11 protein-coding genes are annotated in these 13,656 nt (G+C 71.9%); 5 read left to right on the forward strand and 6 right to left on the reverse strand.

Going from position 1 to position 13,656, the window contains the following annotated elements:
- The first annotated feature begins 147 nt into the window (after positions 1-147).
- Positions 148-2,325, forward strand: a complete 2,178-nt coding sequence (locus tag QNO26_RS00545) for a DEAD/DEAH box helicase (RefSeq protein WP_257532726.1) — start codon at positions 148-150, stop codon at positions 2,323-2,325.
- 285 nt (positions 2,326-2,610) lie between these two features.
- Here QNO26_RS00545 and QNO26_RS00550 read toward each other — a convergent pair whose 3' ends face one another.
- The gene (locus QNO26_RS00550; protein ID WP_257532728.1) at positions 2,611-3,669 is read right to left on the reverse strand and encodes an Rv2578c family radical SAM protein; all 1,059 of its coding nucleotides are present in this window, start codon (positions 3,667-3,669) and stop codon (positions 2,611-2,613) included.
- A 263-nt stretch (positions 3,670-3,932) separates the two neighbouring features.
- Between QNO26_RS00550 and QNO26_RS00555 the strand changes: the two genes are divergently transcribed.
- Positions 3,933-4,865 carry a M15 family metallopeptidase gene (locus QNO26_RS00555; protein WP_257532730.1) on the forward strand — a complete coding sequence of 311 codons (933 nt, stop codon included), beginning with the start codon at positions 3,933-3,935 and terminating at the stop codon, positions 4,863-4,865.
- Positions 4,866-5,054: 189 nt separating this feature from the next.
- Positions 5,055-6,218 (forward strand): acyl-CoA dehydrogenase family protein, encoded by a 1,164-nt coding sequence (locus QNO26_RS00560; RefSeq protein WP_257532732.1) that lies wholly within the window; start codon positions 5,055-5,057, stop codon positions 6,216-6,218.
- A 68-nt stretch (positions 6,219-6,286) separates the two neighbouring features.
- Here QNO26_RS00560 and QNO26_RS00565 read toward each other — a convergent pair whose 3' ends face one another.
- From QNO26_RS00565 to QNO26_RS00585, 5 genes are all read right to left on the reverse strand, one after another.
- Positions 6,287-7,096, reverse strand: a complete 810-nt coding sequence (locus QNO26_RS00565) for an energy-coupling factor transporter transmembrane component T (protein ID WP_257638591.1) — start codon at positions 7,094-7,096, stop codon at positions 6,287-6,289.
- Complete coding sequence (locus tag QNO26_RS00570) at positions 7,093-8,880, reverse strand: ABC transporter ATP-binding protein (protein WP_374679386.1); 1,788 nt, start codon at positions 8,878-8,880, stop codon at positions 7,093-7,095. Before QNO26_RS00570 ends, QNO26_RS00565 begins: the two co-directional genes overlap by 4 nt.
- Before the next feature lie 69 nt (positions 8,881-8,949).
- On the reverse strand, positions 8,950-9,501 hold the full coding sequence (locus QNO26_RS00575; RefSeq protein ID WP_257532738.1) for an ECF transporter S component: 552 nt from the start codon (positions 9,499-9,501) through the stop codon (positions 8,950-8,952).
- A gap of 92 nt (positions 9,502-9,593) precedes the next feature.
- On the reverse strand, positions 9,594-10,580 hold the full coding sequence (locus QNO26_RS00580) for a pirin family protein (protein ID WP_257638593.1): 987 nt from the start codon (positions 10,578-10,580) through the stop codon (positions 9,594-9,596).
- A complete protein-coding gene (locus QNO26_RS00585) occupies positions 10,577-10,924 on the reverse strand; it encodes a GNAT family N-acetyltransferase (RefSeq protein ID WP_257532741.1) in 348 nt (115 codons plus the stop codon). The genes QNO26_RS00580 and QNO26_RS00585 overlap by 4 nt, the downstream gene beginning before the upstream one ends.
- 185 nt (positions 10,925-11,109) lie before the next feature.
- Between QNO26_RS00585 and QNO26_RS00590 the strand changes: the two genes are divergently transcribed.
- Positions 11,110-13,392 carry a carbon starvation CstA family protein gene (locus QNO26_RS00590; protein WP_257638594.1) on the forward strand — a complete coding sequence of 761 codons (2,283 nt, stop codon included), beginning with the start codon at positions 11,110-11,112 and terminating at the stop codon, positions 13,390-13,392.
- A 14-nt stretch (positions 13,393-13,406) separates the two neighbouring features.
- On the forward strand, positions 13,407-13,640 hold the full coding sequence (locus tag QNO26_RS00595; RefSeq protein WP_285181686.1) for a YbdD/YjiX family protein: 234 nt from the start codon (positions 13,407-13,409) through the stop codon (positions 13,638-13,640).
- Positions 13,641-13,656 lie beyond the last annotated feature (16 nt).

The raw sequence follows: 13,656 nt of genomic DNA on the forward strand, positions 1-13,656 counted from the left end.
TTTGTGAGTCCAAGGGGCCGATGGTGGGCGTCGATCGACGTGCATGACCACTATCGATAATGGCCCCGGCCGACGGATGTCCGGGTTATACCTGCGTGCCAGCGGGTGCTGTTCTCGTGTGAAAGAGAACCCAGAAGGACATTTCCCATGCCCAAGAGCAAGAAGCCCGCAGGCGGCCGACCGGCCAAGAACTTCGAGCCCCGCTACGGCGCGAAGACCAGCTTCCAGGACCGCAAGCGTCGTCCCGGCGAGGCATCGACCGGTACCACCGGCTCGAAGAGCCCCAGCCACCGCGGCTACCGCGCCCCCGAGCAGACCACGGATGCCGCGCCCAAGCGCCGCTGGACCGCGCAGGAGAAGGTGGGTCGCGACGCGTCCCGCAGCATCCGCAGCCACTCCGAGGATCGCCCCCGTCGTTCGTTCGACGACCGTCCCGCCCGTTCGTTCGACGACCGTCCGGCCCGCTCGGCCGGCGACCGTCCCCAGCGCGACGGCTACCGCGGTGCCCAGGGCGACCGCCCGGCTCGTTCCTACGGCGACCGCCCGCAGCGTGATGACCGTCCCGCGCGTTCCTACGACGACCGCCCGAAGCGTTCGTACGGTGACCGCCCGCAGCGTGATGACCGTCCGGCCCGCTCCTACGATGAGCGTCCGGCCCGTTCGTACGGCGACCGCCCGCAGCGCGATGACCGTCCCGCCCGCTCCTACGACGAGCGCCCGGCTCGCTCGTACGGTGACCGCCCGCAGCGCGATGACCGTCCGGCCCGCTCCTACGGCGACCGCCCGGCGCGTTCGTTCGACGACCGCCCCCGTCGCGATTCCGCTGACCGTCCGGCCCGTTCGTATGGCGACCGCCCCGCGCGTTCGTTCGACCGTCCGCAGCGCGACGACCGTCCCGCCCGTTCGTATGGCGACCGCCCCGCGCGTTCGTTCGACCGTCCCCAGCGCGACGACCGTCCCGCCCGCTCGTTCAACGACCGCCCCGCGCGTTCGTTCGACGACCGCCCGCGTCGCGATTCCGGTGACCGTCCGGCTCGCTCGGACTGGAACGCCGAGTCCAAGACGAAGGCCCAGGAGGCCCACGTCGACGTCGTGCACGAGCGCCTGCAGGCCGAGGCCGTGCAGGCCGGCGAGGTCGCCGATGTGACCTTCTCGAGCCTCGGACTGGGCGACAACATCGTCCGCGTCCTGCAGGACCTCGGCGCACCGACCCCGTTCCCGATCCAGGCGGCGACCATCGCCCCGATCCTCGAGGGCAAGGACGTTCTCGCCCGCGGCCGCACCGGCTCCGGCAAGACCATCGCCTTCGGCGCTCCGCTCGTGGAGTCGCTGCTGCGCTCGCAGGCCGGCAAGCGTCGCGAGTTCGGTCGCCTGCCCAAGGCGCTCGTGCTCGCCCCGACCCGTGAGCTCGCGCTGCAGATCGACCGCACCATCCAGCCGATCGCGCGCAGCGTCGGCATCTTCACCACGCAGATCTACGGCGGTGTGCCCCAGGCGCGCCAGGTCGGCGCGCTGAAGAAGGGCGTCGACATCATCATCGGCACGCCCGGTCGCATCGAGGACCTCGTCGCACAGGGCAAGCTCGACCTCTCCGAGGTGCAGATCGTCGTGCTCGACGAGGCCGACCACATGTCGGAGCTCGGATTCCTCGAGCCGATGCAGCGCATCCTGCGCCTCGTCGCCGACGGTGCGCAGAAGCTGCTGTTCTCCGCGACACTCGACCGCGAGGTCGCCGCGCTGGTCGACGAGTTCCTCGTCGAGCCGGCCGTCTACGAGGTCGCCGGTGAAGACCAGGACTCCAGCACGATCGACCACCGCATCCTGGTGATCGACCACCGCGACAAGGCCGAGATCCTCACCTCGCTCGTGGACCGCGAGGGCAAGACCCTCGTGTTCGCCCGCACCCGCGCCTACGCGGAGATGCTCGCCGAGCAGTTCGACGACGCCGGCATCCCGGCCGTCGCGCTGCACGGTGACCTCAACCAGGCCAAGCGCACCCGCAACCTGCAGCGCCTCACCGAGGGACGCGTCAGCGTGCTCGTCGCCACCGACGTCGCCGCCCGCGGCATCCACGTCGATGACATCGACCTGGTCATCCAGGCCGACGCGCCCGACGAGTACAAGACGTACCTGCACCGCTCGGGCCGCACCGGCCGCGCGGGTCGTGCGGGCCGCGTCGTCACCCTCATCCCGCGTCAGCGCCGCCGGCGCATGACCGAGATGCTCGACCGCGCCGAGATCGAGGCTCCCTTCGACGAGGTGCGCCTTGGCGACGACCTCCTCGAGGAGATCGCCGGCCGTCAGCTGGCCGACGTCGACGCGTAAGCACGCTCCCGAAGCGCCGGTCGCCCCCACCCGGGCGGTCGGCGCTTCGTCGTTCCCGGGGCGGTCGGCGCTTCGTCGTTCCCGGCGTAGGAGATGTCGCGGGCGTAGGCGGTTCCGGCGCGGATTCGTCCTGCGCTGGTCGCATCTCCTGCGCTCGTGACGGGGCGCCGAGGGTGCCGCTCCGTGGGTGGGGTGCCGGGGTGCTCCCGCGCTGACGGGGTGCGGGGGTGCCGCTCGTGACGGGATGCCGCGGGCGCGCGTCGCCGCAGGGCGGGCCTGCCGCCGTCAGAACAGCGCCGGTGCCGCCGTCGCGGCCGCGGCCGCCCGCCCGCGAGCGGTCGTGACCACGGGGCCGGGGCGTGCGGGACGGCGGGGCTCGTCGTCCTCTTCGCCACCGGTGAGCCGGTGAAGGCGCAGCAGCGGCCGCACCCGTCGTGCGAGCCAGGTGCGGTACGCCTTCGGCGCCATCACGGATGCCCCGGGGTAGAGCCCGTGGTACGACGACACCAGCTCCGGATGCTCCCGCGCGAGCCACTGCAGGAACCAGGGCTTCACGCCGGGGCGGAGGTGCATCGCGCCCCACACCACGCGCCCGGCACCCGCGGCGGAGATGCGGCGCAGCGCATCGTCGAGCACCGCGACCGAGTCCGTGAGGTGCGGCACGATCGGCATGAGGAAGACCGTCACGCGGAACCCCGCCTCGCGGGCCGCGCGCACGGTGTCGAGCCGCGCCTGGAACGACGGCGCCCCCGGCTCGATCGCGGCACGCAGTGACTCATCGGCCACGGCGATCGACATCGCCAGCGAGACCCGCACCTGCTGGGCGGCGTCGCGCAGCAAGGGCAGGTCGCGACGGATGAGCGTGCCCTTGGTGAGCACCGAGAACGGCGTGCCCGATTCGGTGAGCGCGCCGATGATCCCCGGCATGAGCCCGTAGCGGCCTTCGGCGCGCTGATACGGGTCGGTGTTGGTGCCGAGCGCGACCGTCTCGCGCGCCCACGACCCGCGCCGCACTTCGCGCGCGAGCACATCGGCGACGTTGATCTTCACGACGATCTGCGAGTCGAAGTCGCGCCCGGCATCCATGTCGAGGTACTCGTGGGTGCCGCGCGCGAAACAGTAGACGCACGCGTGGCTGCAGCCCCGGTAGGGGTTGACCGTCCAGTCGAAGGGCATCGCCGACACCGCCGGCACGCGGTTCAGCGCGGACTTGCACTGCACCTCATGGAAGGTCATCCCCGCGAACTCGGGCGTCGTGACCGAGCGCACCAGGCCGTCGATGCGCTCCATTCCCGGAAGCGCATCGGCGTCCACCACCCCGAGCTCCTGACCCTGCCACCGCATCGTTCCACGGGAACAGATCTTCGACACTCTGTCAATGCGGCGGCGCGGCGCACCTCGAACACTCCCGCGCGGCCGATGCTGTCGGGAGCGCCGCGACGGGGGACAATGAAAGGGTGACGGACCCCCGACCGCCCGAATCGCGACGCGCGCTGCGCACGGCGCGAGGTTCGGCGCGCGGTGGAACGGCGACCGCGACGGCGACGGCCCCCGTGGCCCCGGGCCCACGGCGCCGGCGCCGAGCGGCGCGGCGACGCGGCGCCGTCGTGCTCACGCTGCTGACCGTGCTGATCGTGTGGGGAGGCGTCTCGCTCGTGACGCTGCTGTCGGGCTCCGGCGACGGCAGCGGCGACGCGCTCTCACCGACGCCCGCCGCGGCTCCCGCGCCGCGGGTGACGGCTCTTCCCGTGCCCGCGCTGACCCCGCCGCCCGTCGCGGATGCGGTCGCGGACACGCCGCCGGCGCCGGCGGCCGTCGAGGGCATCTGCGCCGAGCCGGCCGTCTCGGCGGCGCTCGAAGCCGGCGACGATGCCGCCGCGATCGCCGCCGCGGGCGGTGCCGCCGTCTTCCGCGAGGCCGTCGCCCGCGGGGCGGCGCTGTGCATCGACCTGTCCGATCCGGCGCGGCTGTGGGCCGTCGTGAACAAGCAGCGACCCTATTCCGTCCCCGATCACGTTCCGGCGTCGCTCGTGTCCGCCGGCTCCATGCAGGGCGGCAACCAGGTGATCCTCCGTGAGGACGCGGCCGCGGCGCTGCAGGCGATGGCCGATGCTGCGCGCGCGGCGGGGGCGGAGTTCGGGGTGCAGAGCGGGTACCGCTCCTTCGGCATGCAGCAGTCGATCCATGACGCGCAGGTCGCCCGGCTGGGCGCCGCCGAGGCCGAGCTGGTCAGCGCCCGGCCGGGATACAGCGAGCACCAGTCCGGCCTCGCGGCCGACGTCGTGTCGTGCGTGGACGGGTGCGGCACCCTCGACGGCCTTGCGGGCAGCGCCGCCGACCGCTGGATCCGCACGCACGCGTGGGAGTACGGCTGGATCGTGCGGTACGAGGACGGGTACGCGCCCGTCACCGGATACGCGTACGAGCCGTGGCACCTGCGCTACCTCGGCCACGACCTCGCCCGCGCCTACCATGACGGCGGATTCCACTCGCTCGAGGAGTTCTTCGAGCTCCCTCCGGCGCCGGCATACCCGGGCTAGCGTCACCCTCCAGAGTCCGGAACTCAGTTCCGCACTTCACGGCATCCGATCCCACAAACGCGCACCTCGAGACCGGCCCAGAGCCTAGACTCGGGTCATGGCGGCGCCGCCCGAGCGGGCGCAGCGTCGCACCCGGATCCACAGAAGCACGGCGGCCGCGGCGCCGACCGACACCGAAGGAGGCGCGCCATGGAGCGTGACATCTACGACGAGGACCACGAGGCATTCCGCGAGGTCGTCCGCGAGTTCATCAAGCGCTACGCGACGAACGAGAAGCGCGAGAAGTGGGATGCCGACGGCGAGATCGACCGCGAGACCATGCTCGCCGCGGGCGAATCCGGCCTCATCGGGCTGTCCGTCCCCGAGGAGTTCGGCGGCGCCGGCATGCTGCAGGACTACCGCTTCCGCACGATCGTCAACGAAGAGGTCATCGGCGCCGGCGCCGGGTCGCTCGCGGGCGCGTTCGGCATCCAGGACGATCTCGCGGTGCCCTATATCGTGCACATGGGCACGCAGGCGCAGAAGGAGAAGTGGCTGCCCCGCATGGCCACCGGCGAGGTGCTCGGCGCCCTGGCGATGACCGAGCCCGGCGCCGGCAGCGACCTGCGCGGCATCAAGACCACCGCCAAGAAGGTCGACGGCGGCTACATCGTCAACGGCGCGAAGACGTTCATCTCCTCGGGCAAGACCGCCGACATCGTGGTGACGTTCGTGAAGACCGGCGAGGGCACCCGCCCCGACGCCTTCAGCCTGCTCATCCTCGAGAACGGGATGGAGGGCTTCGACCACGGCAAGAAGCTGCACAAGATGGGCTCCCACGGCCACGACACCGCGGAACTGTCGTTCACCGACGTCTTCGTGCCCGAGGAGAACCTCATCAGTGGCACCGAGGGCCAGGGCTTCGTCCAGCTGATGATGAACCTGCCGCTCGAGCGTCTGTCGATCGGCATCGCCGCGGCATCCGCCTCGCAGGCCGCCCTGGCGTGGACGGTGGAGTACACCAAGAGCCGCGAGGCGTTCGGTGAGCGCATCATCGACTTCCAGAACACTCGCTTCAAGCTGGCGGACGTCGCCACGACCGTCGACGTCATGTGGGCGTACCTCGACAAGGCGCTCATGTCCTACAAGGAGGGCAAGCTCACCGGCGAAGAGGCCGCGAAGGTGAAGTTCTGGACCACCGACCGCGAGTGGGAGATCCTCGACACCTGCGTGCAGCTGCACGGCGGGTACGGCTACATCACCGAGTACCCCATCGCCCGGGCGTTCCTCGACGCGCGCGTGCACCGCATCTACGGCGGCACGAACGAGATCATGCGCGACATCGTCAGCCGCAAGATCGCCGGCAAGCGCTGACCTGCACCTGACGCACCCGGATGCCGCGGCCCCACCGGGGGTCGCGGCATCCGTCGTTCGCGGGGAGGTCAGCCCCGTGGCCAGAAGACGACCAGCAGCGCCCCGGTCACGATCCAGAAGGCGACGACGAAGACGGTGTCGCGGGTGCGCCAGGGCACGAGATGCCGCTCGGTGCGGTCGGGGTAGGCCCCGAAGGCGCGGGAATCCATCGCCAGCGCCACCCGCTCGGCGTGACGGATGGCCCCCGCCAGCAGCGGCACGAGGTATCCGGCACCGCGGGCGATCGCGGCGAACGGCCCGCGGCCGCCGTGCGAGCCGCGCACCCGGTGTGCCTGGCGGATCACGTCGAGCTCGTAGCGGAACCGCGGCACGAACCGGAAGGCCGCCAGCGCCGTGTAGCCCACCCGGTACGGCACGCGCAGCTGCTGAACGAGCGCGCGCACCAGGTCGGGGCCGGTGGTGGTCAAGCCGGCCATCAGTGCCAGCGCGACGATCGCGCCGAGCCGCAGCGCCGTGGCCATGCCGATCTGCAGCGCGCCGGCATAGAGCGTCCAGCTGCCCGCCTGCAGCACCGGGGCGGTGGCGGCGACCCGGTCGGCATCCACCCAGACGCTCATCCCGAAGCCGATGAGCAGGATGCCGAGGGGCACGGCGGCCAGCAGCGTCGCCGCCAGCCGCGGCGTCCAGCGGGCGCCCACGATGACGACCAGATATGACAGCAGGAGGAAGGCCAGCGGTGTGGTGAGGTCACGGGCGAAGACGAGGATGGTCATCGCCGGGAGCGGGGCGAGGAACTTCGCCAGCGGGTTCAGTCCGTAGAGGAACCGTGCCGCGGGCGCGGGTGCCGCCTCGGCGTAGGGATCGGCCACCACCGTCATCGTCCGCCTCCCGGGAGGTCGGCCAGGCGCACCACGGACTGCAGGCGGGGATGCCGCGTCACCCCGCGCAGCGCCTCCCGCAGGGGCGGCGGACGCAGTCCCGCCCGCGCGAGCAGGGCCTCATCGGCGAACACCTCGGCCGTCGCTCCGGCGGCGAGCAGACGGCCGTCGCCGAGCACGACGGTGCGGTCGGCGTACTCGGTGACCAGCTGCATGTCGTGGGTGACGACGATGATCGTCGTGCCCTGGCGGTTGAGGTCGCGCAGCAGTGTCAGCAGCTCGTCGGCGCGGGCACGGTCCTGGCCGAAGGTGGGCTCGTCCAGCACCAGCACCGGCGCCCCCGCCACGAGCGCCGTGCCCACCGACAGGCGTCGCTTCTGGCCGCCGGACAGCAGGAACGGGTGCACGTCGGCCTTGTCCGCGAGGCCGAACCGCTCGAGCAGCTCGTCGGTGCGCTCCCGCACCTGGGGCTCGGGCACCCGCTGCAGCCGCAGGCCGTGGGCGAGCTCGTCGAACACGGTGCCGGCGATGAACTGGTGCTCGGGATTCTGGAACACGAAGCCGATGCGACGGTGCAGCGTGCGGGCGTCCGCACGGCCCGGATCGATGCCCCCGACCTCCACACGCCCCCGCGGCGGGCGCACGACCCCGGCGATCGCCTGCACGAGCGTCGTCTTGCCCGCCCCGTTGGCGCCGACGACGGCGACGAACTCGCCCGCGCGCACATCGAGGTCGACGTCGTGCAGCACCTCGCGGCGCCCGCGGGCCACGGTGAGTCCGCGCACCTGCACGACGGGGGCGTTGCGGCGGCGGGCGGGGGCGGATGCCGGCGCCGCGTCATCCGCGGTCCCGGTCGGCGTGACCGGGGCGGGCTCGGCCTGCAGGGCGTCGCGCAGCTCTCCCGGGGTCAGCGGCAGGGGGTCGAGACGGTATCCCGCACGGCGCAGGCGCAGCGCCGCCAGCGTCGCGGTCGGCAGCCACACCCCCATGTCGTGGAGTTCCGCGGCGCGGGTGCGCAGCACGTCGCCGACGGGGCCGTCCACGACCGTGCCTCCCGCGGCGTCGAGCGCGACCACCCGGTCGACGAGGCCGATCGCGGCATCCAGGTTGTGCTCGATGAGCAGGATCGCCCGGTCGCCGGTCGTGGCGATATCGCCCAACGCCCGGTAGAACTCCTCGATGCCCCGCGGGTCCAGGTTGGCGGTCGGCTCGTCGAGCACCAGCAGGGGCGAGTGCAGCGCCAGCGCGCACGCGATGGCCAGGCGCTGCCGGCCGCCGCCGGAGAGGTGGTCGGGGTTCTCGCCGCGACGCTCCCACAGTCCCACCCGGTGCAGCGCCTCCTCGGCGCGGGCCAGCACCTCGGGTGCCGGAAGCCGCAGGTTCTCCGGTCCGAAGGCCACCTCGTCCAGCACCGTCCCCGTCACCAGCTGGGCGTCGGGGTCCTGGAACACCATGCCCACGCGGGTCGCCAGTCGCGCGACGGGGGTGGTGCCGGCATCCTCTCCTGCCACGCGCACGCTCCCCGTCACCGCGGCGGGCACCGCCTGCGGGATCAGCCCGTTCAGCGACAGCGCGAGCGTCGACTTTCCGGAGCCGCTCGGTCCGAGCAGCAGCACCACCTCGCCGGGATCGATCGAGAGGGTCGCCGATGTCGGCGCCGACGACGCTGCGCCCGGGTAGCGCACGGCCAGGTCGCGCACCCGCAGCAGCGGCGGCGTGGGGTCGGCGCTGTCCGCCGGGACGGACGCGGCGGACTCGTCGCGGGGAGCGGAGGTCACAGGCATCCAGAGCGCAGGGGGACGGGGTCTCCCCCCACGGTAGCCCGCCCTATCTTCGCTGCCAATCGCGCACGCTCAGCGCGCGACGGCGCGGGCGACGCCGGCGTTGCGCAGGCCGCGACCGACCGCGAGCCCGGCCGCCGTCCACGCCACCGGTCCCAGCACCGATACCGAGAGGTAGGTCACCTGGGCCCAGGGCGCGAGAGAGCCGAGGTCGGCGACCATCGCGACCACGAACGCCACGATGGCGCCGAGGATGACCGCCGAGATGAAGAAGCGCCAGGCCTGCCACACCCGGTAGCGGGTGGCGGCGGCGACGAGCTCCTGGATGCCGCCGAACAGCAGCGCGGTGCCGATGAACCGCAGGGCCCAGTGCGGCGCGAGCGCCGCCCCGACGAGGGCGGCCATGAGGTGGGTGAGCAGTGCCACCCACGGCAGGCGCAGCGCCTCCTGCGCGATGATGCCGGGCAGCACGTGCACGCCGAGCACGACGCCGTAGATGATCGGGAACGCGGCGATGACCAGGGGCGTCAGCCAGCTTCCGACGGCGGCCATGATTCCGGTGGCGACGCCGATCGCGGCGCAGGTCAGCAGGACGCGCGTCGAAAGTCGGGAGGTCGCAGGCACCCGTCCAGGCTAGCCGTGGCACCTGCATGGCGGGCGGGAGGACGACCGGAGAAAACCGAAAGACCGGGAAGCGCCCGCTCAGAGACCCTGGGTCAGATCCGGCGCCGTCGGCGGGTCAGGCGCACCCCTGGCAGCGGCGGGGCGGGCACGCGCTCGGGGCCGTGCCCGACGACGTGCCCGAAGCGGTCGGAGTCGGCCTCCCATGCCTCGCGTGCCTCGACGATCTCCTCGTGCGAGCGGCCGACGAAGTTCCACCACATGACGATGTCGCTCTCGAACGGCTCTCCGCCCAGCAGGAACAGGGTCGCCGGTTCGTCGGCGGTGACCTGCACGCCGGAGGGCCCCGGCGGAAGGTAGAGCAGCTGCTGCGGGGCGAGCGGCACGTCGTCCTGCCCGTCGAGGTGTACGAGCGTCGTGCCGGTCACCCCTGCCAGACCGTGCTCCCACGCCGCCTCGAGCGGCAGGTGCACGCGGGTACCCGCGGGCAGGCGCACCTCCGCGCCGACGAGGGGGGTGTACACGGATGCCGGTGAGGCGGTGCCGGCGAAGCGCCCCATCACGACGGTCGCCTCGGCTCCGTCGTCGAGCGCGACGACCGGGAGCTGCTCATGCTGCTCGAACGCGGGCGACCCGTGCCGGCGCGACTCCGGCAGCGCCACCCACAGCTGCAGCGCGTCGAGGGGTGCGGGGTCGTCGCCGAGCGAGTACTCCGAATGGGCGATGCCGGCGCCGCTGGTCATGAGATCGAGCGACCCGCGGCGCACGATCACGTCGCTGCCCAGGGTGTCGCGGTGGCGCACCTCGCCGACGAGCGGCCACGTGACGGTCTGCAGGCCGATGTGCGGGTGCGGCTCGACCCGCATCACCGTCGACTGCGGTCCGAACCGGTCGAAGAAGCACCATGCCCCGATCGTGGGGAGGGCGCGCTGCGGCAGGCTCCGGTGCACCGTCATGGCCCGCAGGCCCCCCAGCGGCACCTCACGGGCGTCGAGCATCAGCACCCCGGCGCCGGGGGCGGTGGCCGTCGCAGCGGGGGTGGGCGCGTCGGTGGGGGCGGCCTCCGCGTCCCAGCGGGTCATGAGTCCTCGGTGTCGGGGTCCGTGCTGCCGAGGTCCTCCACGAGCGGCCAGTGCACGGTGAGCCCGGGCACGTCGTTCTCCTTCAGGTAGGACGCGACGAAGGGGCACAGCGGCTCGACCTCCTCGCCACGGCCGGCGACGTCGGCCAGCGACTCGGCGACGAGGTCGGTGGCGAGACCGCGCCCGCGGAACGCCGGGTCGATCTCGGTGTGGGTGAAGCGCAGACGCCCGTGGCCGTCGGGCTCGAACTCGGCATAGCCCGCCAGTACGTCGGCGACACGGATCTCGTAGCGGTTCTCCTCGTCGTCTCGCGTGACGGACGGCGGTGTTTCGAGCAGGGCCATGGTGGCTCCTTCCGGTCGATTCGTCCCAACGTATGCGGCAGGGCCGTTGTTCCGCGAGGGTCGGGGTCTGCCGTTCATCGCGCGTCCTGTGCCGTTCGTCGCATCCTCGTGGCGCCGCCGACCGCGACAGCGGCGCCGGTTCCTACTTTGGAGGCACGCAATGTCGCGTGCCCGAAGGAGACCCGATGACCGCTCATCCCCCCACGCGCGGCGGCGCCACCGCGCCGCCGGAACCCGACGCAGACCTTCCTCCCGTCGCCGTCCCCGAAGCCGAGCTCGAGCGCGAGGCGCGCTGGACCCTCCCGAAGATCCTGATCTGGACCGCGATCGCCCTGCTGGGCGGTGTCGCCTGGGTCATGCTCGCCATCGTCCGCGGCGAGACGGTCAACGCGATCTGGTTCGTCTTCGCGGCCGTCTGCACCTACCTCATCGGCTACCGCTTCTACTCCAAGGTGATCGAGAAGCACATCACCCGCCCCGACGACCGGCGTGCGACCCCGGCGGAGTACCGGCAGGACGGCAAGGACTACGTCCCCACCGACCGTCGCGTGCTGTACGGGCACCACTTCGCCGCGATCGCCGGCGCCGGTCCCCTCGTCGGTCCCGTGCTCGCCGCGCAGATGGGGTATCTGCCCGGCACGCTGTGGATCATCGTCGGTGTCATCCTGGCCGGCGCCGTGCAGGACTACCTCGTGCTCTTCTTCTCGATGCGCCGAGGCGGCCGCACGATCGGTCAGATGGCCCGCGACGAACTGGGCCGCATCGGCGGGACCGCGGCGATCCTGGCATCCCTGCTCATCATGATCATCATCGTGGCGATCCTCGCGCTCGTCGTCGTCAACGCCCTCGGCGAGAGCCCGTGGGGCGTCTTCAGCGTCTCGATGACGATCCCGATCGCCCTGTTCATGGGCTGCTACCTGCGGTGGATCCGCCCCGGGCGCATCACCGAGATCTCGATCATCGGCTTCGTGCTGCTGATCGCGGCGATCGTCGCAGGCGGCTGGATCGCCGACACCGAGTGGGGCGCGGCGGTGTTCACGCTCGACCGCACCACCATCGCCGTCGGCATCATCATCTACGGCTTCATCGCCGCGGTGCTGCCGGTGTGGCTGCTGCTGGCGCCCCGAGACTACCTGTCGACCTTCATGAAGATCGGCGTCATCGTCATGCTGGCCGCGGCCATCGTGCTCGTGCGGCCGGAGATCACGGTGCCGGCCTTCAGCGAGTTCGCCGGCGGAGAGCTCGGACCGGTGTTCTCGGGACCGATCTTCCCGTTCCTCTTCGTCACCATCGCCTGCGGCGCCCTCTCGGGGTTCCACGCCCTCATCGCCTCGGGCACCACCCCGAAGCTCATCGAGAAGGAGCGCCAGACCCGCTTCATCGGCTACGGCGGCATGCTGATGGAGTCGTTCGTGGCGATCATGGCGCTGGTGGCGGCGATCTCCATCGACCGGGGCATCTACTTCGCCATGAACGCCTCGGCCGCGGCGACCCTCGGCACCGTCGAGGGCGCGGTCGCCTTCGTCAACGGCCTCGGGCTCTCGGGCGTGAACCTCACGCCCGAGATGCTCACGTCCACGGCCGCAGCGGTCGGTGAGGAGAGCATCATCTCCCGCACCGGTGGTGCCCCCACGCTCGCCCTGGGCCTCGCCCACATCATGCAGCAGGCCCTCGGCGGCCAGGCGCTCATGGCGTTCTGGTATCACTTCGCGATCATGTTCGAGGCGCTGTTCATCCTGACGGCGGTGGATGCCGGCACCCGCGTCGCCCGCTTCATGCTGCAGGACTCGATCGGGGTGGTCATCCCGAAGTTCCGCGATGTCTCATGGCGACCAGGAGTGTGGATCTGCACGGCGGTGATGGTCGCCGGCTGGGGCGCGATCCTCATCCTGGGCGTCACCGATCCGCTCGGCGGCATCAACACGTTCTTCCCGCTGTTCGGCATCGCCAACCAGCTGCTGGCCGCCATCGCGCTGGCGGTGGTGCTGGCCATCGTGGCCAAGCGGGGGAAGAGCTACGTGAAGTGGCTGTGGATCATCGTGCTGCCTCTGGGCTTCACGGCGGTCGTCACGATCACGGCATCGATGTACAAGATCTTCTCGCCGGTGCCTCAGGTGGGCTACTGGGCCAACAACGCCGCGTTCCGTCAGGCGCTCGCCGACGGCGAGACGTCGTTCGGCACCGCGCCGACGGTGGCGGCGATGGAGGCGGTCGTGCGCAACACGGCTGTGCAGGGAACGCTGTCGATCATCTTCGTGACGCTGGCGATCATCGTCATCGCCACCTCCGCCATCGTCACCATCAGGGCCATCCGCGCCGGCGGCGGCGCCGACCACGAGGACCCTGCCGTCCCGTCGCGCCGGTTCGCACCTGCCGGCTTCATCGCCACGAAGGCCGAGCGCGAGATCGAGAAGCAGTGGGAGCAGCTGCCGGCCGATCGGCAGCCCACGGCGAGCGGCCGTCACTGATCGGGGGGTCGGTGATGAGCCGGGCGGATGCCGCAGCCGCGTCGCACGAGGGACTGTGGTCCCACGTGCGACGGGCCGGCCGCGGCATCCGCTGGTACATCGAGACGCTCATGGGCGACCGTGCCTACGAGACCTACGTCGCGCATCACCGCACCGTGCACCCCGGGGAGGCGCCCCTCACGGAGCGGCAGTTCTGGCGCCAGAAGATGGACGACCAGGACCGCAACCCCGGCGCGCGCTGCTGCTGAGCGCCCCTAGGCTTCG

This window comes from Microbacterium sp. zg-Y1090, assembly GCF_030246945.1.
Lineage (GTDB): Bacteria > Actinomycetota > Actinomycetes > Actinomycetales > Microbacteriaceae > Microbacterium > Microbacterium wangruii.